The organism is Paenibacillus sp. J22FR5, assembly GCF_059691975.1.
Genome location: NZ_JCAUAN010000026.1, coordinates 60,346 through 84,847, shown reverse-complemented (window position 1 = coordinate 84,847; position 24,502 = coordinate 60,346). Strand labels below are relative to the sequence as shown.

Genomic DNA, 24,502 nt, shown 5'->3' with positions numbered 1-24,502 from the left:
TCACCGACGTCGGAAACGCTTCTTCCAGGCTTGCTTGGTTATCCCGCTGGCTGTCCGCTAGCTCCTTAGCCGTTTCCGGTTGTATCTCTTTCTCAGACATCAATCGTCACCCCCAGATGGTTACATTTCGACACATGGGAGAATTATCCTTTACGGAAACATGCGTTACTTTTCACTCATTAGATTACTTCTTAGCAGTTTCAGTAGGTTGTACTGGAGTTTTGCTCGGTAACATGTTAATCAGAGAACCGTTACCCCAAGCGTCAGGCACATCGCCTTTCCAAGACTCAAGGAATTTATAATCTACTAAATCAGCAGTAATTGACTTAGCAAGCTCTTGGTTACCCTTTGCTTTTTGTTGTGCTACGTAAAGATCAGCATCCGCTTTAGCTTTTGCCGCAGTAGCGTCTGCTTCTGCTTTTACTACATTTTGCTGAGCGTCGATCTTAGCTTTATCTAGATCGTTCTGAGCTTTCATTGCATTTTGTGCTGCAATTTGTTTCTGCTCAATGGACTGATTAAATGCATCAGAGAATGTAAAGTTAACAATAGAGATATCCCCTACTTGGATGTTGTAAGCCTCTAGAGCTTTCTTTAATAATTCGTTTGTTTCTAATGCTACACGTTCACGTTTAGAAATTAGCTCCTCTGCACTGTACTTAGCTGTAACTTCTTTAAAAATCTCTTGTACATGAGGATTGATTACTTTGGTGTCGTAGTCTAAACCAACGTCATGAAGTAACTTGTAAGCTACTCCCTTAGGAATTGTAAAGTTAACAGCAACATGACTATGTACGGGTTGTAAGTCTTTAGAAGACGCTGCTGCGTCAGCTTCCGATTTTGCTACTTGAGTATTGACTTCTACAATACTTGAGATGAACGGCCACTTCCAATGAGGACCCGGCTCAAGCACTGTTGGACTAACGCTACCTAATGTTTTTCTGAATCCAACATGACCGTTCTCTACTGTACTAAACGAAGTCAAAACTAATAGTAATATCGCAACTCCACCAGCTCCATATTTGATCCCATTGGTTAAAGTCGATCCTTTTCTTACGTTCATACCTGTTTCCATAGTGACACTCTCCTGAATAGAAAATTTGTTTATTCGTACCGCGTAATCTCTTTACTTCAAAATGTATTCATCTAACTATCCTTTCAATCAATATTTTCGAAGTTGCTTGAGGATCTTACTCACTCTTTCTCAATTCTATTCGCGCTTCTCTTCTCTGACAGGCTTCACCTCAGCAGGTATTGGATCACCATGCACATATACCACATAAAACCGGCCGCTGTATCCGAACAGAGGTCCGAACGTTTTGTTATGAACCTGAACATCAATCCGGAACTTCCCATCTACATCGTCATACCATTCACAAACGTCTGCATAACCCGAAGCAATCATTGGAAATCGAAACCCCAGCAGTCCCTCATAAAAATATTGATTACCAGAGCGCAGCTTGATGCCTCCATTGTCCGCAACGGACATATCGATCTCTACGGCAAGGTGCTGGTGTGTGCCTAAGTAATCAATAATTTTTTGACGTTGCTCACTGTAAATCATCGTAGCATCAAATCTACGTACCCGATTCTGAAAATCAAAACTCCGTACCCATGTAACAGTCTCTCGTCCGAAACTATCTATATAGGCATAGTTATGTATGGTGAATGGAATATTCTCACCTTTTTGCGGAAATAGGATGTTGTGCCACGTCCCCATATATAGAAACGGCAATGTAAACCATTTACCATACCAAACTCTGTCCATTGTTCCACGGCCTATAGCCGCTATGCCATCGCTGCTGCTGAAACCGAATCGTTTTTGAATGTTGGGATGCAGCTTTGAATAATCGGACCCTAGCACTTTTTGGTAAATTGAACTCATGACTCTTCCCTCCAATGTACTATGCGCTTACAGCGACTAGCATTTGGCAAATCACGCAGCTGCAACAGCCCTACAAGGGACAAAGCAATCATGCTGGCATTGAGTGTAATCGGATTGAAAGGCTCGACATAGACATGTGGCTGTCCTATTGCACTAATACAAAGAAAAACCATAAAAATCAAGTTTAACAGGTACATGATCTTTCTCCATTTCCGGCCAACAAATAATAGAATAAGACCAAAGCTGATTTCACCAATCCCCATGACAGCCAGAAAAATCGAATCATAGCCGTGAAAGAGCCCCGTACTCTGTAAAATGTCCATTTCACCAGAATTCTGCACTAGCAGTTTCGGAACGAGACCTTGATATATCCAATCAAATGAAAGAATACTTATGCACAATATGTCTGTCAGAGAACGGCTGAAGGAAACTCGAGGTGAGATCCTCCTTTCCAGTGACAGCCTTAACCGATCAAAACTCCAAGCTGTTGCCCATCCCATCATAGGCCTAAATATCAGTTGGTCAAACCATTCCCCTACCTTGCCAAATCGCGTTTGATAATCATATTGGGTTATGAAGCGAATCCCATCTTTCGTAGGTATGTATCTCCAAAAACCAGCCCCCTCACGAATCAGAGATAGTGACTGATCAGAACTGAATTTTAAAACCGACGTTCTCACACCATCTTTTTCATATGTGCTGTACGTTTCCCCTAAGCCCTCAATACGCATCCCGAATCCGATCTTAGTCGCATATTTAAACTGCTGGGGTTCCGACTCCGCAGTCTTTGGCAAGTATTGAATTTCAGAAAATCGCAAGTCCCAACTCTCGTGCAGCATCGGGTCCTGTGTATATTTCCATATCAACTCTATATCAGTGCAAATTATAATTTCTACATATATTGGTTTTCTTGGCAAAAAAGTCTCCTCTTTTCCACGGCCATCTTTTAAAGGGCACCCCCTCGGGTGCCCCATTATTATGGAAATGCCGACTTACATTTATTTTCCTATACTAACAATTTGATTGGTTTGATCCCAGCTTACCTGCGCACCTAGCGCTTCACTAACAAAACGAACAGGAACTAGTGTCGTTTCATTGTGTAAACGAGGGGACACTTCCAATTGAATGCTGCGACCATTAATAACCGCCTCATTGGAGTTAATCTTTAACCTGATTTTACTACTCCCTTTACTCGCTGTAATCGTCTGTGTTTCACCATCCCATGTAATGTCCGCTCCTAGAGCAACAAAGATGCGACGCATAGGGACTAGGACTGTTCCATTTTCTAACAATGGCTGCTCGTCTCCGTAGTAACTTTGAACATACCCATTAACTTTGACGGATATAACATCGCCATATTTAATAACAGCTCCTCGGCTTTCCCCAGCCTTAATTACACTATTGCTACTAGCTTCCAATGGATTATTCACAAGATTAATTTCCCAAAGCTTTGGAAAATTGTTCAGAACATCAATATTAGAAATCTGATTATTGGCTAATGTTAATCTATTTAATTTCGTAAGCCCTGTAAGAGCAGATATATCCTTCACTTGATTGAAACTAATATCCAGACCATCCAACGCGGTCAACACTTTTAATGGTTGGAGATCTACGATCTTATTTTCAGATAAACTTAGACTTTGAAGCCTTTTAAGATTCTTCAATGGATCCAAATCGGTAATGTTATTGTGATCTAGATAGAGATATGCTAACTTATTCAAACTAGAGAGAAAATCTACATTCTCTAATCGATTTGAACCAAGCGTTAGAAATGTTAATGAATCGATTTGACCAAGTAAAGTAAAGTCTTTGACAGGATTAGCATCCAGAAAAAGAGTCGTTAACTTAGGTAACATTTGAAGAGGCGTAAGATCAGTGACTTTATTACCGCTAAGCATCACACTCGTTAATCCTACCATTTTAGAAAGTGGTGTAAGATCTGAAACCTCATTTTCAGATAGATCCAAACGTTCTAGAGACACAAGCTTATTGAGTGGTGAAATATCGATAATACGATTTTGCGACAGCTGCAGATCGGTTAAACTAACCATATTTTGAAGGAAAGATACGTCTTGAATATCAAAATGGCTGAGATCCAGATTCTCCACCTTACTTAAGTACTTTATAATTGTTAGATCTTTAATAGGGTTTCCGTCAAAACTCAGAATCCTTAGATCCGGCATATTCTTTAACACACTTAAATCTTTGATTTGATTACTACTAATAGAGAGAGCAGACATCTCTGATAATTTCTCTAGAGGGCTAATATCTTGAATACGGTTATTGCTTATAAAAAGAGCGCTCAATTGAGTCAGTCCTGATAAAGGAGAAATGTCCTCAATATGATTGTAATACGCAGTTAGAGACATTAGATCCTTCATCTCTTGCAGTGCCGTTATATCTGTAATCTCATTGTTGTAAATGTCTAATCTTTGAAGTTTAATTAGCTTTTGTAGAGGCTCAATATTAGTAATTTTATTGTCATATAAAGAGAGATCTTTAAGATTGATCAGTTCCTTCAAGGGCGTAATATCCGTTATCTCATTATGATTAAAATCAATAGAAGTTAGCTTTGTTAATTTAGCGATTGGAGAGAGATCCGTAAGTTTATTCTCGCCAATATATAAGGTAGTCAAGTTCTTTGCGTATTCTAATCCTTTTAAACTTTTAATCCCAAGCCAACTAGCTCCGGAAATTTCACGCAATGACTCGATATCTGCAATGGTGATCGAACCGTTCGTTATCCCCAGTTTCTTTTTTATTAATGACTCTAAGGCTGGATCCTCTATGTTTACTACGTTTGCTGATTCGGCTTTTGCAACATTGGCCTGGCCAACTAGATTTAAACCGAAGAACTGAATCAAAATGAATAGGGATAAGACTACTTTTGCTGTTATTCGCATGTTATGCCTCCGCGTCGATATATTTCTGAATGCTAGGTAATTGGATTGATTCCAGAAACCTACATGATTACTTATTTTTCGACAAATGGGTTTATAATCCTTTTATTTGGAAATATTTCTCAGTAACTCTATAATAAAAGATAAAGGAGCTAGGTTAATTAACCTAACTCCCGTTAAAGTTAAAGCGTCATATCGGTGAAACAGCAAAAAAAAGATCGCCTGCCATTGAGCCAATAGGACTAATGGTGGTGATCTTTTTTGTTTTACTTATCAATACTCTCTTCTTCCTTATTCGTCATCAGTTCGTTCACCATATAAGAATCAGCTGAAGTTTTCGTAAGTTTATAAACTGAAGTAAAGGTTTTGATCTTATGGGTCCCATCGCCATAGGAAAGATAATACTTCTCAGATGTCGTTATTTTCATATATTTCGTATCGATCGGCTCAACGGATTTGACTTCAACTGAAATCAAGCTCTCGCTGATACCCTTACTTTGTAAATAGTCCATGTAATTGAACTGTTCCCAATATGACTTGCCATCTTTATCAAGATACGGTTGTACAATGTAAAAATTCTTTTTCGCAAGCGCCATCATGCCTTTTCGCAGGTAGTCCTGTAAAAATATGGTTGCACGCAAATCACTACTAGAAGGTCTCACCTCTTGTTTCAATGTCAATTTGGAAGTATCAGCCAGGGGTAGCCCAATTAGTCCCGAATACGATGCTGTCAGCTTATCATATTCCGTTTTATGCTTGGTGGCTTCGTTCCATCTGTCATCCATACTAGTCCGATCCCGCAGCGACAATTTGACTTGGTCATATGCTCTCGTAATAAAACTACCAAACTGAATATCCGGAACTTGTTGTGCTTCCTCCAAATTCATATTTATCGCTTCCAAATATCTATCAAACGATTTTAGAGCCCAATGGTAACCGTCAAATGAATTAAATATTTTTTGGAGTTCATCAATGGCGTTGCCTCGACTATTAAGAGCTTGAACAAAGGAGAGTTGCACTTCCTTAAACTTATCAGATATCACCAAACTGAGCAGCTCGTCTTTCAAACTGCTATTTCTTTTAGAAAGATCATCGCTTTTTCTATACTGGTCATAGTCAAAGTCATTTATATGATTTGCAAAATCGCTAATCTCTGTGTCAAGGTTCGTGCTCCGTTGCAGAACGCTTTGCAGTTTTTCAATATCTTTGAGCTTATCGGCAAGTTGGGTAGTCGCCATATCAAGATCATGTACTTCGGGTTCTTTCTTCTCGTTTGCTTGGAGCGATTTATATTTAGAATTATTGTTTAATTCCTTAAATTGCGAAACAAAGGTGTTTTTAGACTGTAGGTCCTTATAAAAGGTGATCATGTCTTGAAGTGTCTTTACATCGGTAGGTGGAGTGTCAAGTTTGGTTTTGAAGGTGGCGCTGGCCTCTTGTATCGTGCTAAAACCTTTGTTATATTCATTGACCAGTGACTTATGATGATTGTTTTTCATTAACAAGTAGCCGCCACTACCCCCGGCAGAAAGTACAACGATTAGTATGCCCCCGATTAGAATCCTTGTTTTTTTGCTTAGCTTGCTGAACATTTGCTCACTCCAATTTTCGTCATTTTTCTGATAAATTCGATATTTACCTAAAATTTTCCTGCTTCAGTGGGTGGATTTGGAAAATATTTATTTGTTGTATGATAAAAGTATGCTATCCCTGATAGATTAATGAAAATGATATTATCGGAAGACTACAAATTTCAGAACAAATATAAACGGAAAAAGCCAGATCGGAATTGAATTCCTTACCTGGCCAAGGATATGAATCACTCTATCGTTCCATCTAACTTCGTTGATATGATGATGCCAGAATTGATTTTACATGTTTATCGTACAACTCTTCGAGCATTTGCAATGCATGTACTTGTGTTGGAATTCCATTGCCTTGCGTTGGAAAAGGGAATAAAAAGATATGAAGCCTCTTATAACACATTGAACATGTAGCTTCGCTACCTTCTGTTAAGAATAAACTCGTTCCCACTCAATAGAAATACGCCGCAAAGAAGCATAAGAACCCGAGCGATTGCTGTACCAATCGTTCAGGTTCTTTTTCTTAATGACTATATATAGTTCATTCAAATGTGTCCTATTTTACGCTTAAACCACTTCTGTACTACTAATTTTATAGCGCTGTTTCATTTCGAACTAGCAGTCAACCGACTCACCTCTTTCATTCCAATTCACTCTCAATTGAATAAAAAAACTGTACCCCAACGTTAGATGGTGTCTAACAAATGGGGTGCAGTTCACATAAACATTGTGATTTTGCTCGGACAAGGGCTCAGGAAATCGAACCGTGGCTAGGTAGAACCATAATTCGCCGCCGCGATGATCAGGATGTTTGGAGAGGCGGCTTACTTTTCAAATCTCTTATAATCCTCATAAGGTCTTTTAAAATAGGCGATCTGTTACCCTTACCCCATTGCTCCCACTTCATAAGGCCGCCGCATACTTCTCAATTGAAAAGGAATACTCTCCTTAAGAATCTCAAGAAATTAACGTCCTTAAAAGAATTCATTTGTTTACTCAGATGGTGAAGCTCCCATTGTTTTCCTGCAAGGTGCTTATTTATTTCAGCTATCTCCTTATCGAATTGGTTGAGTTCGTTATTCAGGTTGATTCTGGCGGTATGTTCTTCCCTCTTTATGAAATCATACTCCAGACTATAGGATTGCCTTTTGTTTGATATCATGTCCTGCCAACTGTTTTGATAAGTTTGTTCTAAGTTATTCAATATTGATTTCCTGTCCTTAAATTTTGATTTTATGGCTGTGATTTCACTACGAGGAACGGATTGGGGGATTTTAGTCCTATACTTGCGTTCTATCTTTTTTTTCCACTCTACCAGCGCTTTCGCTTGGGATGGACTCATTCCTACATGAACCGAGCCCCCGTTTTTTAATATCATATACACCTTTTCAATTTTTTTGCGGCCATAGGACTGGAAGATATTAATGTCCAAAAAATCAGCCGGCGTACGAATTCCGCTCGATCTTAAACGCCGTTTGATTTCATCGTCTATATCTGGTATTTTTTCTTGGCTAATCCTAATCTTCATTAATTGATTTTCCAACCAAGTTTTTTGGAAAGAGGCCAATGCGCCGGCAAGCTCGGTTTTTTCCTCCTGATCTATGATTTGTCTTTCACCCACGATTTCGCTTATATGACTCCGGAGTTCCTTCTGCAATTTGTCCGTTTCATTCTTTTCTCGTTCCGATACTTCCCCTTGCCTTCGTAATATATCGTTTATCTTGTCTTCCTCCATCTGTTGGAACTTATGCTTTATATCGTTGACTTCGTTCAATTCGCTTGTCAGATCGGAAACAACATATTCAAGCTCCTTTATTTTTTCAGACGTGGTTCTCTTTACTTTAACAGTGGGAAGTTTCACATAACACCAGCTTAAAAAGGCCATCTCCACACCTAATCCCAAAGTCGTGCAGGATACTAAAGCTGTAACCGGAGCGTTTCCATACATAACAGTTGCAGCCGATGCTGCGGTAGTTAATACCAATAATGAAATGGTTCTTTCCAACACGAACCTATCTTTTGACAGAGACTTGCAAGGTATTGCTTCCGTTGTGAGATAATCCAGTACCCACGACGAACCAACAGGATACGATGTTTCTGGTTGTGATTGGACAGCGGCTGACCGCATCTTCCTAGCGAGCCAATCAGAGAAGGCTGCTAGATGAGTCATTAATTTCGTTGCAGAGGCGGCTGAGATAGAGGCGGCTAAAGGATGCATGGCATCAACCAGTGATTCGGGATCAGGGGGCCGAGGCACCTTCGGCATTTCTATTGCCGTAACATCACGAAAGGAGTTTACCAAAAAACGTAACGTTTCATCATCAACAAGTTCCAGAAATTCAAAAGCGCGAGATGCGCCTGGCGAGACAAAGTCTTTCTGTCGAAAGAGGAGACATTCTTCACCTTCTCCCGCTCCAAGCGAATTCCATAATGAAGCATCCACAGAAACGGCTGCTATTGAAATCAAAATGACCCACGCTGAAAAGTTATCGATATACGGCCCAAAGTGTCCTTCGTTTCTTCCGGGGTGTTGATAATTTCTGTGACCGAGCTCGATGCTTTTCATGCCGTTTAAGCCTGGTACATACATACCATCATAATCGATCAGAATAATTTCATCATTGTGAATCAATATGTTGCCATGCTGCAGGTCGCCATGCGCAATATTTGCCATGTGCAGCTCAGTGATCATTTTTAGCCATTTATTTGCTAGTCCTTTCAATATTTCAACGTTATGCAAATTTCTTTGGATATAATGAAGCAGCGATTCCCCCTCAACCCACTGCATTTTAACAACTGGAAACCAATTGCCGTTTATTTTTATGCCTTCAGAGAGGTACTCAAAAGGGACGATATAAGGGAGATTAACGGAGCTTAAATGCAAGCTGATGGCATCGTAACGGACCTTTTGATCCTTCACGTTATTGGTAAAGCACCTGACCGCCCATTCCGTCTTTCCGCACTTTATTTTGTAAACACTAGCGAAACCTCCCGAAATAGGACGAGGCAGTCCAAGCTTATCCAATTCAGGGAGTCCGGATTGAAGCTCCGGGTCCTTGAAACAAATTTGCGGATTTTGTATCGCTTCCCTATAATCCTGTGGAGTGGGCCATAACATCACCTCACATCCCCTTACAATAGATTTACCCGAATTAATGTAACATCATCATTTCTTAGATAAAAACCGCCGTCGCGGCAAATTAACTTCCTTTCGGACTGAACTAAATTTATGAAGTCATGTTCACCGGCTAACCCTTGTATTTTCTTTATTACGCTTGGGTCTTCCTCGTAACGAGTTAATATCCAGCATGCCAGGGCATCGGTCATTAACAAAAAGGTGTCTCCCGTTTGGGCAGTACCGGTCCATTTTTTAACGAACATTGTAAGGTGAATGTTATTGGCTGTGTTACTCGATATAAGAACCGGCCTATTATGAAAATCATCGACGGAGCTCAAAGGAAAAAAGGCGATAATTTTATCACCCCGAACTTGAAATATACAGCTGTCACCGATCGCTACCGCATCAAACCCCGCGGATGAGGCATCCGTCAAACGAAAAGTGATTCCGGCTAATGTAGAGAACGCCCCGCTTTTTAACTTCTCCTCAGCGTACCAGGGAAGGTCTTTGGCATTTAGTTTTCTCTTCCAAGCCTTTGACAATTTGGAAACGGATTTATCGATATGTTTACTTTCAAATTTGCCATTGCAATAACCGCTTGCGAGCAAATCAGCCCATATCTCGGCAAACGAAGATTCACTAGCCCCGTCGGCTATAGCGAATCTATAATACGCAATATCCTTATTAACAAAAATGCTGCTGCCAACGGCATCTTCATATTCATCTTTGCGGTTTCCCGCCTTTGGCAATGAAAACCATGTGTTTTCTATTTGCACCATAGCCCCCCCTATCTAAGATTGGCGGGACGCGTTCCAATGTCAAGCGCCTGGATCACAAGGGTTAGATCGGCATTTAATACAAATCCCCTTGATCCATCCGAAAGATTCAATTCATGTTCCTGATTGGCCACCCGGATCATAAATGGTGTCAGCATGCTTGAGCCTTCGTAGAGCATCCTGGAATATTGGTCAGGGAGTCCATCCGAGGTTTCCGGAAAACGCAGCTCAACCGCACTCGGACTGCCCGATATATGCAAGTTGAACAGCAATACATTTCCATCGTCCGTAGCTAGTAACCTTATTTGTTCCATTGCAGCAGTCGGATCACCGTCGGTGGATTCTCCGTCCGTAATATGAATGACCACCGGCGGAAAACAATGAGCGTATTCACTGATCCATTGACTCAAGATGAGATGGGCTGTATTCAACGCCTGGCACATTGGAGTACCGCCGTTCGCGACAGGATCAAACCAGACAGGAAACTTAACAAGCTGATCTACAAGCCCGCCTGCCCCATCCGGAACTTTCTTCAGACGTTTTTCCAATCTTGACGGATTATCTGCTATTTCACTAATCGGCACTAATTCCTTTCCGGCTAATACACCGCCGAATGCCGGCCCAACGCTGGCGCCATAGCCGATCACACCAACATGATAGTAGTCGCGTATACCTTCCGACTTTGCACACTTTATACTAAGATTTTGCAATAAACGATTTATTGCATCGGAAACACTTCCGGCTTTTGAGCTAGCCCCGAACGGGTCGGACATCGATCCGGACTGGTCAATAATAAACAGAAAACAAGACGGATCTGAACGGCTGATTTCTGCTGAATACATGATTTTTCCTCCTCAAAAATGTACATATTCCCATCATATTCCGGCAGGAACGAAGATTTGTACTTTTGAAGAAAAAAAATATTACATGAATCAATATACCCCATGCCGCGGACACAAGAAAAATATCCCTACATCACTATTCACGGTGATGTAGGGATACTATTTTTCAAAGCCTATTTCGTTGCGTCGATTTGTTTAAGCATTAGAAATTAAGGAATTGCCCACGACTACTCTCATTGATTAAATATTTGATAATTCGTTTCACTACATAATTTGCAGCTTCTTCGATTGAAAACTTGCTTGTATCGATTTCGATTTCCGGGTTCCCAGGTGTATCATTTGTGCTCGAGCTGCCTGCAAACGATCCGTTTACGTAAACTTCAATATATTCTTTGCCAATGATGTCTCGCACGGTTTCTTGGCCGTTAATGTTCGGGGAATCATTCGATACCAATGCAATAAGTCCAGCATCGTTCATCAATTTTGCAACTTCTGCTAATCGCTGCAACGATTCTCCTTGGCCATTCTTGAGTAACATAGTATGGTGGCCTGTCGATACCAAACGTTTTTCGACTTCCTTCGCAAGGGCCGATTGATCTGAAACCGAACCAGTGAACCAAAGGGTCAAAGGATTCTGACCTTTTTGCTGGGCACGAACATCTCTGGTGATTTCCGTATCTAGCTGTACAGATTTGTCGGAGCTTTGAAGGATTTGCTCAATCACTCCGCAAGCAGATGTCATATTGGTGACACGATCGATCAGAATAAATCCGCCAATGCTTTTATTTTCTTCAAAAGAATCAATAACGATAGCGTCAGATAAAGAAAACTCACATTTGGCTAATTCATTTTTGACAATATGATCGGTTGGAAGCGTTTTTCCAGTATTAACATCGATTTTATGCGTAATCGCCGTTACGGTACCTGGCAGGACTTTCGTTCCTACTTTGACCAGATAGTTCTTGCCTGGCGTCAGTACAGAATCATCCATCCAAAGAATCGTAGCACTAAAACTGTCCGCCTCTTGAATCTGACTATCCTTCGTGAATACACAGCCCCGCGAAACGTCGACTTCCCGATCCAATTGAATGGTTACGGGCTGTCCAGCATAGGCATAATCGCGATCTTGGTCTCCCACGAGGATCCGTTTGACTTTCGCCTTCTCATGACTAGGCAACGTTGTCAGCTCATCGCCAACCGCGATACGCCCAGCCTCAATTTGGCCTTGGAAACCGCGGAATGTATGATCCGGACGGCATACACGCTGAATCGGCATCATAAATTGCTTCGCATTGTCGTTCTGATGAACATCCACATTTTCCAAATATGGCAGCAAGGCAAGACCTTCGTACCAAGGGGTATTTGGCGATTTTTTCGTAATGTTATCCCCTTCTGTGGCAGAAACAGGGATCACCTGAATGCTTTCAAAGTGAAACTCAGCGGTCAATTGCAAGAATTCTTGTTTGATAGCATCAAATATCTTAGGATCAAAACCCACTAAATCCATTTTATTCACGGCTAAAACAAGATGTTTAATGCCCATAAGTGCGCAAATTCGAGTGTGGCGCTTAGTTTGGGTAATAACCCCTTTCTTTGCGTCCACAAGAATGATAGCTAGATCCGCAAAAGATGCGCCAACGGCCATGTTACGGGTATATTCTTCGTGTCCAGGCGTATCTGCTACGATGAATGAACGGTGGTCCGTCGTAAAATACCGATAAGCCACGTCAATCGTAATCCCTTGCTCACGCTCGGCTAGCAGCCCGTCAAGCAGTAAGGAATAGTCAATTTTGCCGCCGCGGCTGCCCAGTCTGCTGTCCAGTTCTAACGCTCTTTCCTGATCGGCGAATAATAGCTTGGCCTCATAAAGCATATGTCCAATTAGGGTGGATTTTCCGTCGTCCACACTTCCGCAAGTAATAAATTTAAGAAGACTTTTCATTTTAGAAATAACCCTCCCGTTTACGTCTTTCCATACTTCCCGCCGCTTCTTGGTCAATTACCCGCGTTGTCCGTTCGGATGAAACCGCACCAAGCGTTTCTTCAATAATGGCATCTATCGTATCCGCCTCCGATTCGGCTCCGCCAGTAAGAGGATAGCAGCCTAATGTACGAAACCGCATCTTCTTCATTTCAATTTTCTCATGAGTTTCGAGTTTCATGCGATCATCGTCAACCATGATGAGATGTCCGTCGCGTTCGAGTACAGGTCTTTCTTTTGCAAAATAGAGTGGCACAATATCAATGTTTTCTCTGCGAATGTATTGCCAGATGTCTTTTTCCGTCCAGTTGGATATTGGGAATACGCGGGTGCTTTCGCCCTTATTGATTCTTGTATTAAAAAGCTTCCACATTTCTGGTCGTTGGTTTTTCGGATCCCAGGCATGGTTTTTATTACGGAAAGAGAAAATCCGCTCCTTCGCACGCGACTTCTCCTCGTCACGTCTTCCGCCGCCGAACGCAGCTGTAAATCCGTATTTATCCAATCCTTCTTTCAAGGCTTGGGTTTTCATAATATCCGTATACGCGGAACCATGATCGAACGGGTTGATCCCTTGATCAATCCCTTCCTGATTGGAGTGAACAATCATCTTAATTCCGAATTCTTTGGCTTTACGATCGCGGAATTCAATCATTTCTTTAAACTTCCACGTTGTATCAATATGCATGAAAGGAAACGGCGGCTTCTCCGGATAAAAAGCTTTCAGCGCCAAATGCAGCATCACAGAGCTATCCTTCCCGATCGAATACAGCATTACGGGATTTTCACATTCCGCCGCTACTTCTCGAATAATATAAATTGCTTCAGCCTCGAGTTGATCCAGATGCGTCATTTCATCTATAGAATCAAGCATCATTTTTTCCATGGAAAGGTGCCTCCTTTTAATCCTTACTAAAACTATCGTCTTTCTTTATATCTTATCAGATTCTGGCTTTTATGCAAAGTGGAAGAAAGTGAAAAACTTAAGAATTCTGACTTTTTTGTCGGATAATGTCGTACTTATTCCTTGAGATCTAATTATATGCCAACAAGCTGTAGTTTACACGAACCCTGTTCATTTTTTCATGCGAACTGAAATATTTTATTTATATATGCGCATAATGGGCTAGAAGTTACTGATGCGTGCAGCGCCTCAAAAACAAGCTGCATAGGTTGAATTACTCAAAAGTAAGAATATAACCCAAAGAAAAAAAGCACACCTGAATATCAAGTGTACTTTTGTTTATTTTTAAATAAAGCCATTATGAGGTACTAAGGCCGTTCATTCTTAAACCGACTTCGTCTTTAAACAATATTATTGGATTTAATGTACTTATATAACTGGTAATCAACAGGTTGTTCTAAGATCATATTCATGTGAACGACAGGGACTTCTTTATCATTCTTACCATCCATCCTAGTCTCTTCAACAGTCTCTTTATCTGGAGTAGCTTTTCCTAAATAGTAGAAGTCACTACCTTCATCATCATCTTTTTTCACGAAGATCATAACGTCGATATTATTCTCTTTAGCATCAATAATCTTCTTTACTTCTTCCGATTGCAATGTCCGATTACTTCTCGTATACCATTTCAACGTAGTTGGATTAAGTAGTTCGTCTCCGTAATTAATACTAGACTCTACTTCATCATGCTTGTGATAGGTCACGAAGATTGGACATGAGTTACTTTTCGTTTTATAACCATAAACCGTAGAGCTTTCATCTTTCTCCCAGTTAAGAAGCTTACAAACATCTTTACGTGTATATTTTTGGAAAAGAGTCAATGGAGTTATGGTCTCATAATCTTGTGCTTTATCCAATGCACTGCGAAGGACATCTACGACCATTGTTCTGAAATGAGCCCCAGCTTGCAATCTCGCTTTCATTTCAGAATCGAAATTGATGGTACCATCTTCACTGAAAATGCATATCGGGTGTTCTCCGTATTTCTCCCTGTACGCTTGCACAAAAAATGTTAGGTCCAACACCATTTGAACAGAAGCAAGCGTTTCATCATCTGTTCGACAATTGTTTTCTTTTAGCTTCATCAAGTAAATTTCACTCGTGACTGTATCCTGCTGTAGTAACAAATCCAGCAAAATGACCTCATGCTTTCTCTTCCCATTAAGAATTTCAGACGAAAGCATGGTAAGTACTTTATCTTCATAGATAGTCAAAGATGGAATACTCTCATTTATTTTCAATAAAAACTGTTGATAGTTACTATAGGCTTTCACGATAATAATCGGATCTAACGAATTATGAAGAATAAAATCGTGAAGATACGGCATCCGTCCTAATCTGTTCTTCAATTCGAAATAAGCTTCCCTTAGCTTCTTTAATTCCGATAAATTACTATTACTAATGGACTTATAAATCAGTTGCTTGGCTACTTCTTCAAAATTTATTGTCGATACCCCTTTAATGTAACTTGTGTCTTTCATGATTCTTCGAATATTATCTTTATTATTCGATTTATCACCCGACAACGCTATTGGGATCATATAGTTATTCTTATAATTGCCTATAAAATCGATAATGGTTACAAATTCTTTCGAATCATGTTTTCTCAGCCCGCGACCTAGTTGTTGAATAAAAATAATACTAGATTGCGTTTGTCTTAACATGACAACTTGATTAACAGCGGGAATATCAATACCCTCGTTAAAAATATCTACAGTAATGATGTACTCAAGTTCTCCTTTTTCTAAGGCTTGAATCTGTTGTTCCCTGTACGCAATGCCATCATCACCAGTTAAAGCGACCGCCTGATAGCCTTTCGCATTCATCATCTCTGCTATTTGTTTGGCTTCTTCCTTACGACTACAAAAGATGAGCCCTCTAACCTTTGTCCCTGAATATCCATAGTATTCGATCTTATCTATGACATGATCTACTCGCTCGTCTGTTACAAGCTTAGTCAACTTAGTCGTATCATCAATTAACTCACCGTCACTTTCAAAATCAGTTACGCCAAAATAATTAAATGGGCATAGCATATCTTCTTCAAGTGCCTCTTGTAATCGAATCTCGTAGGCCACATTGTAATCAAATAGTTGATAGATGTTAAAATCATCTGTTCTTTCCGGCGTTGCCGTCATCCCCAGAAGAAACTTGGGCTTAAAATAATCGATAACCTTCTGGTAGGAAGTTGCTCCTGCTTTATGTACCTCATCAATCAGGATATAGTCAAATTCTTCTGGGTCAAATTGTAGCAATACCTCTGATTGGGATATGGTCTGAATCGTGGCAAACAAATAACTTGCTTGGGTATTTTTATCCGACCCCGATAATAAACCGAAGTCTTCTTCATTTCCGCCTACCACACCTACAAAGTCTTTTTGCGCTTTAAGTAATATCTGTTCTCTATGAGCTATAAACAACATTCTCTTGGGCTTAAAATTCCTAACATCGAACGCGGCTAAATACGTCTTACCAGTCCCTGTAGCGGAGACAATCAATCCTTTTTGGGCGCCTGTTTGACGTAAATCAGTAATATTATATAATGCAGCCGACTGCATTTTATTAGGCTCAATCGTTGAAATAGGATTCGCTTCACTACTCACACCTTGCTGAACGAGAGCAAATTCTTCCTCAATAATTTTCCTAGCTGCAATTTGAATATATGTCTTTTCATATTCCTTTATCCAGGCCTCAGTCAAAGCACGAGAAACTCCCCATACTTCCTCGAATTGATTTCGAATCTGAACCATCAAATTTTCAAGCGGCAATAACCGAAGCTTAACGTTCCATTCATAATTTACTTTAAGCGCCTTCGCGGTTAGATTGGTGCTTCCAATTATAAGTGCTGTATCAACTTCATTGTTAAATATATAGCCTTTGGAATGGAACCCTTCTAAATCCGTTAAACGAACTTCCAAGTTTTCAATTTTCAATAGTTCTCGAAACACTTTAGGGTGATTAAAAGATAAATATGTGGATGTAAGTAGTTTACCTTGAATCCCCCTTCGCTTTAAATCCATAAAGTGAGATTTCAGCATAGCTAATCCGCTTTCTGTCACGAATGCTACAATGAACATAAAGGAGCCACACTGGGTTAGTTCCTCAACGACCTCGTTTAATACATTTTCATGCGTTCTCGGATTATTAATTAAGAGTTTAGGCGAATATTTAGAGTAATCTGAACCCAATTGAGGCAGTAAACGATTGTAGATGGATGTTTCATATGTTAACACTACGTTTGCCATGTTTGATTTACTCCTCAAATATTCTATTATCAAAAATGCTTATTTGAACATTGCACTGTTTCGTTGGCTCATAATCTTCTCAATTGCCGGAACGTCCGCAGGAGCCCACTCTAAACTATCTAATTCTGCTGGATGTAGCCACTGGATAGCAGCATGCTCGGATAGTACAGGCGTTCCATCAAGTAACTTGCAATAAAAAGTAGTTAAATGAACTACACCAAATTCGTACTCATGAATCGTATGTTCGATTTGATCGCTGACTTCAATGGTACAATTCATCTCTTCCATAATTTCACGCTTTAATGCTTCTTGCGGTGTCTCACCTATTTCGATTTTCCCGCCAGGAAACTCCCATTTCAAAGATAAAGATTGATTCTCCCCTCTTTGCGCACAAAGGATCCTTCCTTGATTTACGATCACCGCGCCAACTACATGTATTTGTTTTTTCATAGCTTCCTCCTGAAATGAAATATATGTTTATCATACTGTGTGAGGGGATGGGTGGCAACAGGAAGGCTGGAATAACCGAAATGGGTAGCTAAAAAAGAGGAGAAGGCTCGAGGTATATGATTCGATCCAGGGGACCTTTACATCTTATCCCCTTCATTTTAATATAGCCACGAATATGATTAGGTTTTGAGTAGATGTGGTTACTGATATGAATGTGGCCTATGCTTCGGTAAACATGATGTCACAGAATGTTCGCTCGCATGAGAAAGACGTGGACCTAAAAAGTCACACGTCTTATCTTAAAGTTAATACCTTTTTTCTTTTCTTGAACTTACGATTGCATTCGCCATATTTAAGAAACTAGATACATCATCGCTTGAATTCATTTTATCTTTTAGCAGTTGGAGCTCATCTATCATTTCATCCCTTGGCTTAGCAGATATATGATTCATATACTTATTAACAAGTTCTGCCTTTGTATTTTTTGAGGTGGTCAACATAACCTTTCGCGAAACAAAGCTTTGTAGCTCTTTTACCGTCCTGCACGAATCTTTTGACAAAAGCATTTTATTTATTTCAAAAAGCAGCTCATTGATCTCTGGATCCGTATTTTTAAAACTTCCTAAATTTATCGAAACCGCTTCCTTTTTATTTCGGGAATTCAGTTTTATTCCGGACATACCCTCAAGTTGTTGAATTAATTTGACGACATGCACTAAGAATGGCTCAGAACCGTCCTTTAATACTTCAGCAACCTGCTCGAATTCATTGTCGCTATACCTCACCTTTAATTTCAACATATCAAGTAACAGCTCTTTGGACTGATTCGTCATTCAATCCCCACACTCCGCAAAAACTCGTCTCCTACTGCGTAAAATTCTTCCATAATATGACCTAGCGCCCTAGAATCCTTGAACATAGGCTTTCCTTCACGTATTCCGTTAATATACGATTTGGACTCTCTAACTTCATTATCGAATACATGCCAGTTATTTTCTTTAGCGAATGCTAAAACCTCTCTCTTGGAAATACGGTTTTCCGGTATATCCCCGGCCTCAACATTATTGAAAATAATTCCTGAAACGGAAATCTTGTATTCACCTTCGTTATCCTCATTGAAATCTTCAATGCTTCCTTTAAGCAATGGCAGCCCTATGATCGCTAATTTCTCAGGTTTTACAGGAATAATTAACGAATCGCTGGCCAAATAGCTAGCCACTGATAAAATGGAGTCAGTCGGCGGACAATCAATCAGAATCAGGTCGTAATTACTTTGAACCTTCGTTAAAAATCTACGAAGTTTATGCTCCTTTGTCGTTGGATTTTTCAACGTTTTCGATAACTCAGCTCTCGCCGGTACAAGATGGAGAAGACTACCATCCAACCATTCATCAACAGAATGAATAATCTCCTTTGTTACTTTGTTGCTGTTTTCAAAAATGTCTACTATTGATTGCCTAGGACTTTCTAAATAATCCCGATAGCCGTCGCCCCCCATAAAAATTTGCGTTAGATTCGACTGGGGGTCAAGATCGACGACTAATACTTTATACATTTTTTTATAAGCTGCATACCAAGCTAGGTTGTAGGTTAGGGTGGTCTTACCGACTCCACCTTTCATATTAAGCATAGAGACAACTTTTGGCACTCTACCCGCTCCTTCTACCTATTATTGAATTAGATCTTAACGATATGTTCATTCATGTCTGTTCAATAATACGTATGGAGTTTCCAACATATGCGTCATCGTTCGGCTTAATCCAAAACGAATTTTCTCTATCGAATCGCAAAGAAGCATAAAAACCCAAACGATTGCTTTACCAATCGTTCGGGTTCTGTTTGTGCATATCAAAACATTCAAAATATGCCCTGTTTGCGCTTAGTTCTGATGATATCAACTGAATCACTAATCTAACGCTGTTTCATTCCGTTCAAGCAACGCAACTGATTCCACATGCACCGTATGCGGGAACATATCCACCGGCGTCACCTCCGCGACGCCGTACCCACCATCGACCAGCACGCGCAGGTCGCGCGCAAGTGTCGATGCGCTGCACGACACGTACACCACTCGCCGCGGCTGCAGCTCGAGGATGGTCGCCAGCAGCGCCGGGTCGCAGCCCTTGCGCGGCGGGTCGACCACGATCACGTCAGGCCGAACGCCCTGACGTGTCCACTCCGGCAGGACGACCTCGGCGGGTCCTGCCTCGAAGTGCACGTTCGTCATGCCGTTTAACTCGGCATTCTTCCGTGCATCCGAGATCGCCTCTTCGACGATCTCGACACCGTACACCTGTCCCGCGCGCTGCGCCAGGAACAGGGAGATCGTGCCGATGCCGCAGTAGGCATCGACGACAACTTCATCGCCGGTCAACGCGGCGTACTCCAAGGCCTTCCCGTACAAGACTTCCGTCTGGACGGGGTTCACTTGAAAGAAGGATCGCGCGGAAATGGCAAATTTCACTTCGCCGATATAGTCATAGATGACCTCGCTGCCCCACAGGACGCGCGTCTCATCCCCAAAAATAACATTGGTTTGTCTCACATTAATGTTATGACAAATGCTCTTCACCGCAGGCAGAGCCTCGCGAATGCCGGCAATCCACTCGTCCGCACGCGGAATCTCCGCCCCATTGGTCACCAAAACGACCATGACCTCGCCCGTGCGGAAGCCGACTTTGACGACAACATGGCGCAGAAGCCCAGTACCCGTCTCCTCACTATACGCGCGAATTCCTAAGCGCGAGCCGATCTCTTTCACGCGTGCAACGACTTCGTCGTTCGCCTCGTGCTGGATCAGACAAGCCTCCATATCAATAATGCGATGGCTGCCCTGCGCATAGAATCCACCAATGAGGCCGCCGCGTTCTTCCCCAAAAGGAACCTGAGCCTTGTTACGATACCGCCACGGGTCGGTCATCCCCAACGTGGGATGAACAACGATCCCTTGAACTTGCTCCTCATCTCCACTTTCACCAGCTCGGCCAAGTGTCTGTTCCCCTGCCACCTGCAGCTTCCCAATCCGCTGCAAATTATCCACGACCTGCTGCCGCTTCACGCGCAGCTGTGCCTCATAACTCAAATGCTGCAGCTGACAGCCGCCGCACTCCTCATAAATCCCACAGTCTGGAGCCACGCGATCCGGACTCACTGCCAGCAGCTCCACTAAGCTAGCGTAGCCGTATTGCTTTTTCAGATGCCCTACCCTAACTAATGCCCGCTCACCCGGCAGCGCCCCCGCGACAAAAAGGGTAAAGCCGTTTACACGGCCCACCCCTTCGCCATCATGGCTGATCCCGATGATCTCAGCCTCATATTGTTGCCCGATTTGAACAGGCAAGCCTGCCATCCAAGCTGGCACTTCTTTTTTCCCTCTGTTGCCTGCCGAACTCCCCGCTCTTCCAGCCGATCCCGACTTCCCACTACCTCTATGTTTACCTGGCGCAGAGCCAGATGTACCTTTTGCTTTCATATTACCCTCACTTTAATTCTAGCTAAAATTAATCATGTTAATCTTTTCTCACTTGGCACTTGCCACTTAGCTCTTGTCATCTACCTACTCATGCTCATCATGCCCATTCCCATGCCCTCTCAATTGAAACGGCGTGGTCAATGTCTCAAAAAACTTCTTTTTATAAATCGACTGCCCCGACTCATCGACGATTACCTGCAAATGTCCCTGCAAATTCGTCATCACACAAGGGAGCGTCCCGCCAAACTCACCGTCAAGGTTTAGTTGAACGTAATCAGGGGAGTTAATTTCGATATGATTCGTCTGAAAATAAATCAGATTCGGGTCACTCAAATGCTCGCCGCGCAGCGCCAATGAAACGATACGGATGAATTCTGCGAGGTTACATTTCCGCAAAATAATCACGTCGAACATGCCATCATTCATGCTGGCTTCTGGAGCCAGCTTCTCGAAGCCGCCAACGGAGTTGGTGTTGCCCACGAGGAAGAGCATGACTTCTTCATGCATCTCGCGATTGCCTGCTTTGATATAGAGCTCGATCGGCTTCAGCCTAGGCAGCTTCTCGAGTCCCTTCATATAATAGGCCAACTGGCCGATCATGGTTTTGAGCTTGCTCGGGACTTCATACGTCAGCTCGGTCATCGAGCCGCCCCCGGCGATATTGATGAAATAGCGGTTGTTGATTTTGCCTACATCGATAGCGGTTGAATACTGCTGAATGATGAGGTCGCAGGCATATTCCAAATTCTTGGGGATACCGAGCGCACGCGCAAAATCATTGGTCGTCCCGAGTGGCAAAATGCCCAGCGGCGGTCTACCTTCTTTTTCGGCCATGCCGTTGACGACTTCGCATAACGTACCGTCGCCGCCAGCTGCGATGATTAAATCGAACCCACGCCTTACGGCCTCGGCCGCTGCCAGTGTGGCATCTCCTTCACCGATGGTTGCGTGAGCGGATGTTTCGAACCCGCCGCGCTCCAAGCGTTGGAGGATTTCGGGCAATCTTTTTTTCATTTCTTCCCGGCCTGAAGTCGGATTATAGATCAATCGTGCTCGTTTGACCACTCTGTGTTCATCCCCTGTTCACCTTATGGGAATACGGAGGCAATCTGCCCCTCAATCCATTTGGAAATTAGCGGACTAGGCAACAATGCCCGTCCATTATATTGATAGTCGAACCCTTCCAAACGGGAAGGAATCACTTTATTCGTAAAATACCCTTCACTGAGAAAAAGCGGTGCCACGATCACGGTAAAAGCTGGCTTCTCGCGCGCCCACCAAGCCATTTTCTCCGCCAGTTGATCCGGCAAAAGCATAGCAATATCCACCTCGGCAAAGCCGCCTAGCTTCTGCAACCGCGCTGCGAGCTGTTCTAACCCTTGGCGCCACCTCTGGTGGAAGCCGTCTTCCATGCTCCCATGTCCCACCAATAGTAGAATCTCTCCCTGTGGCGACGCGGATAGTTCTTGGATTTTGCCATAAATAATAGCTGCAATATCAGGATGATCATCAATCGGCGACGTGAAGTGAATCCGCGCACGGATCTCCATGAGCTCCATGTCGGTTTCGAGCACCGGCTCTGCAATAACGCCTAATGCGTAGCTGATCTCATCAATATGTGTACTCCCAGAGGACACGAACAGCGGAACGACGATGATGTCCGTCACGCCCTGCGCCTCTAAACTGTATATACCGTCTTGTATCAATCTACCCTCGATAAGCTCCAGATATGACGCATAAATGGGCATGGATTCGGGCACCCGCACCGCTTTCACGGCATTTTCAACCAGCTCCACCCAGCCTTCATCACGGGATCCGTGGCTAATTACAAGCACACCATACTGACTCATTTCAACTTCCCCCACCCGTACGAACTAAGCCTATCTTCCTATGCTAACGAATGTGCTACCTCCTGTCAATTTGAACCCCGCTTAAACAGGAAAAACCCCGTATTACACGAGGTAATACAGGATTTGGCACTACAAGTATTTAACGACCTAAACGATCCAATGTCAGCACATAACCATCGTTCCCGTAATTCAGGCACCTTTTGACCCGTGAAATGGTAGCTGTAGAAGCCCCTGTTTCCGCTTCGATCTGGTTATACGTACATCCCTTGCGCAGCATTCGAGCGACTTCAAGGCGTTGCGAAAGCGACTGAATCTCATTCACGGTACACAAGTCATCAAAAAAGACGTAACACTCTTCAATATCCTTCAAGGTTAGTACAGCTTCGAAAAGCTGGTCTATGGCTTTATCATTTAATTTTTTTAATTGCATCTGCTGTCAACTCCCGGTCAAAAAGCATGTTAGCTCATACGTTCTCTAAGCTCCTGTGTATCATTCGACACGCCCTGGTCAATTCCTTCCTTTAGGATTGCAGAACGTTAAAATTTCTATGCGTTAATTGACTAAACAGCAACAAATCCCCAGGACCCGTGACATTCGTCCATACCAAAGGTAGGCAAGTGACATATCCTGTAGGAGACAAATCTGATAAAAAGGATCGTGAATCCTAGTGACCAACCCAAGACAACAAATTATTGGTAATGGCGGAAATACTCCTGAAGTGCAAACAAGGAGCTTAACCTTACCAGGTGAAGGCTTCGGTCAATACCCAGGCTTAGGCGGTGGTGGTAATCCTTTCTCTGGCGGCGGCTTCGGTGGAGGCGGTGGCGGTTTCTTCGGCGGCCCTCCTGCTAGCGGTAATGCTGGCGGTGGATTTTTTGGCGGCGGTGGCGGAAATACAGGCGGTGGTTTCTTCGGCGGTGGCGGTGGAGGTAATGCCGGAGGTGGTGGCGGCGGTAACTTCCTAAGCAATCTACTTGGCGGCGGTGGCGCTGCTGGTGGAGGTTCTTCGAACCCGCTAAGCGGCTTAAATATGAAGCAAATCTCTGGCTTCGTTGAGCGGATGGGTGGTATTGACGGCATCATCGGCACGATGGGCAAGGTTCAGAAATTCATGTCTACCTTTCAACAAATGGCACCTATGGTGAAAACGCTCATCGGCTCCATCGGCAAAGGCAAAGTCAATTCCTCAGCGGACCTGGAGGAAGTCTTCCGTCCGAAACGCAAACGCCGTAAGAAATCCGGCACAGCCAAAAGACGGAAAGGCGGCTCGAAGTCCAGCACGGCTAAGCGGAAACGCAGATAGTGCTTGGCGAGACCCAATATCAGCCCCCGTGTAAGGAGTTGCTTACATAGGGGCTGAATGGCTTCTTGAGCAAGGGGAGCGCAACTTGCCATTTCCACCACGTGAATCCCCGCCTCGCAGGCGATAGCGCAA

The 24,502-nt window shown here is 42.6% G+C and carries 19 protein-coding genes; 1 reads left to right on the top strand and 18 read right to left on the bottom strand.

Annotation, left to right across the window (positions count from 1 at the left end; all coding sequences use genetic code 11):
• Window positions 1-184: 184 nt before the first annotated feature.
• The 18 genes from AC58P7_RS25565 to AC58P7_RS25480 form a co-directional block, all read right to left on the bottom strand.
• Window positions 185-1,075, bottom strand: coding sequence for a prohibitin family protein (locus AC58P7_RS25565; protein WP_497347985.1), 891 nt, complete (start codon window positions 1,073-1,075; stop codon window positions 185-187).
• 135 nt (window positions 1,076-1,210) lie between these two features.
• Complete coding sequence (locus AC58P7_RS25560) at window positions 1,211-1,885, bottom strand: DUF4166 domain-containing protein (RefSeq protein WP_497347983.1); 675 nt, start codon at window positions 1,883-1,885, stop codon at window positions 1,211-1,213.
• Window positions 1,882-2,679 carry a DoxX-like family protein gene (locus AC58P7_RS25555; protein WP_497347981.1) on the bottom strand — a complete coding sequence of 266 codons (798 nt, stop codon included), beginning with the start codon at window positions 2,677-2,679 and terminating at the stop codon, window positions 1,882-1,884. Before AC58P7_RS25555 ends, AC58P7_RS25560 begins: the two co-directional genes overlap by 4 nt.
• A 204-nt stretch (window positions 2,680-2,883) precedes the next feature.
• Window positions 2,884-4,788 carry a leucine-rich repeat domain-containing protein gene (locus AC58P7_RS25550; protein ID WP_497347979.1) on the bottom strand — a complete coding sequence of 635 codons (1,905 nt, stop codon included), beginning with the start codon at window positions 4,786-4,788 and terminating at the stop codon, window positions 2,884-2,886.
• Window positions 4,789-5,051: 263 nt separating this feature from the next.
• Entirely contained in the window at window positions 5,052-6,377 is a 1,326-nt protein-coding gene (locus AC58P7_RS25545; protein WP_497347977.1) for a TcaA NTF2-like domain-containing protein, read from the bottom strand.
• A 916-nt stretch (window positions 6,378-7,293) separates the two neighbouring features.
• Entirely contained in the window at window positions 7,294-9,288 is a 1,995-nt protein-coding gene (locus tag AC58P7_RS25540) for a BUD32 family EKC/KEOPS complex subunit (RefSeq protein WP_497347975.1), read from the bottom strand.
• A 212-nt stretch (window positions 9,289-9,500) separates the two neighbouring features.
• Window positions 9,501-10,262: a protein phosphatase 2C domain-containing protein gene (locus AC58P7_RS25535; protein WP_497347973.1), complete on the bottom strand. Its 762-nt coding sequence runs from the start codon at window positions 10,260-10,262 to the stop codon at window positions 9,501-9,503.
• Between the two features lie 11 nt (window positions 10,263-10,273).
• Complete coding sequence (locus tag AC58P7_RS25530) at window positions 10,274-10,972, bottom strand: vWA domain-containing protein (protein WP_497347971.1); 699 nt, start codon at window positions 10,970-10,972, stop codon at window positions 10,274-10,276.
• 334 nt (window positions 10,973-11,306) lie between these two features.
• The gene (locus AC58P7_RS25525; protein ID WP_497347969.1) at window positions 11,307-13,046 is read right to left on the bottom strand and encodes a GTP-binding protein; all 1,740 of its coding nucleotides are present in this window, start codon (window positions 13,044-13,046) and stop codon (window positions 11,307-11,309) included.
• A 1-nt stretch (window position 13,047) separates the two neighbouring features.
• Window positions 13,048-13,971 (bottom strand): sulfate adenylyltransferase subunit CysD, encoded by a 924-nt coding sequence (cysD, locus tag AC58P7_RS25520; RefSeq protein ID WP_497347967.1) that lies wholly within the window; start codon window positions 13,969-13,971, stop codon window positions 13,048-13,050.
• Between the two features lie 419 nt (window positions 13,972-14,390).
• The gene (locus AC58P7_RS25515; RefSeq protein WP_497347965.1) at window positions 14,391-17,294 is read right to left on the bottom strand and encodes a DEAD/DEAH box helicase; all 2,904 of its coding nucleotides are present in this window, start codon (window positions 17,292-17,294) and stop codon (window positions 14,391-14,393) included.
• 39 nt (window positions 17,295-17,333) lie between these two features.
• Window positions 17,334-17,744, bottom strand: a complete 411-nt coding sequence (locus AC58P7_RS25510; protein ID WP_497347963.1) for a (deoxy)nucleoside triphosphate pyrophosphohydrolase — start codon at window positions 17,742-17,744, stop codon at window positions 17,334-17,336.
• A gap of 305 nt (window positions 17,745-18,049) precedes the next feature.
• Window positions 18,050-18,544, bottom strand: coding sequence for a hypothetical protein (locus tag AC58P7_RS25505; protein ID WP_497347961.1), 495 nt, complete (start codon window positions 18,542-18,544; stop codon window positions 18,050-18,052).
• A gap of 29 nt (window positions 18,545-18,573) precedes the next feature.
• Window positions 18,574-19,392 carry a ParA family protein gene (locus AC58P7_RS25500; protein ID WP_497347959.1) on the bottom strand — a complete coding sequence of 273 codons (819 nt, stop codon included), beginning with the start codon at window positions 19,390-19,392 and terminating at the stop codon, window positions 18,574-18,576.
• Between the two features lie 258 nt (window positions 19,393-19,650).
• Window positions 19,651-21,093, bottom strand: a complete 1,443-nt coding sequence (gene rlmD, locus AC58P7_RS25495; protein ID WP_497347957.1) for a 23S rRNA (uracil(1939)-C(5))-methyltransferase RlmD — start codon at window positions 21,091-21,093, stop codon at window positions 19,651-19,653.
• Window positions 21,094-21,300: 207 nt separating this feature from the next.
• Complete coding sequence (locus tag AC58P7_RS25490; RefSeq protein ID WP_497348011.1) at window positions 21,301-22,230, bottom strand: diacylglycerol kinase; 930 nt, start codon at window positions 22,228-22,230, stop codon at window positions 21,301-21,303.
• Window positions 22,231-22,304: 74 nt separating this feature from the next.
• Entirely contained in the window at window positions 22,305-23,066 is a 762-nt protein-coding gene (locus AC58P7_RS25485) for a sirohydrochlorin chelatase (RefSeq protein WP_497347955.1), read from the bottom strand.
• Window positions 23,067-23,205: 139 nt separating this feature from the next.
• The gene (locus AC58P7_RS25480) at window positions 23,206-23,496 is read right to left on the bottom strand and encodes a YerC/YecD family TrpR-related protein (RefSeq protein WP_029198698.1); all 291 of its coding nucleotides are present in this window, start codon (window positions 23,494-23,496) and stop codon (window positions 23,206-23,208) included.
• A 238-nt stretch (window positions 23,497-23,734) separates the two neighbouring features.
• On the opposite strand from AC58P7_RS25480, the gene AC58P7_RS25475 reads away from it, so the two are divergent.
• The gene (locus AC58P7_RS25475) at window positions 23,735-24,370 is read left to right on the top strand and encodes an aminotransferase (RefSeq protein ID WP_497347953.1); all 636 of its coding nucleotides are present in this window, start codon (window positions 23,735-23,737) and stop codon (window positions 24,368-24,370) included.
• Window positions 24,371-24,502 lie beyond the last annotated feature (132 nt).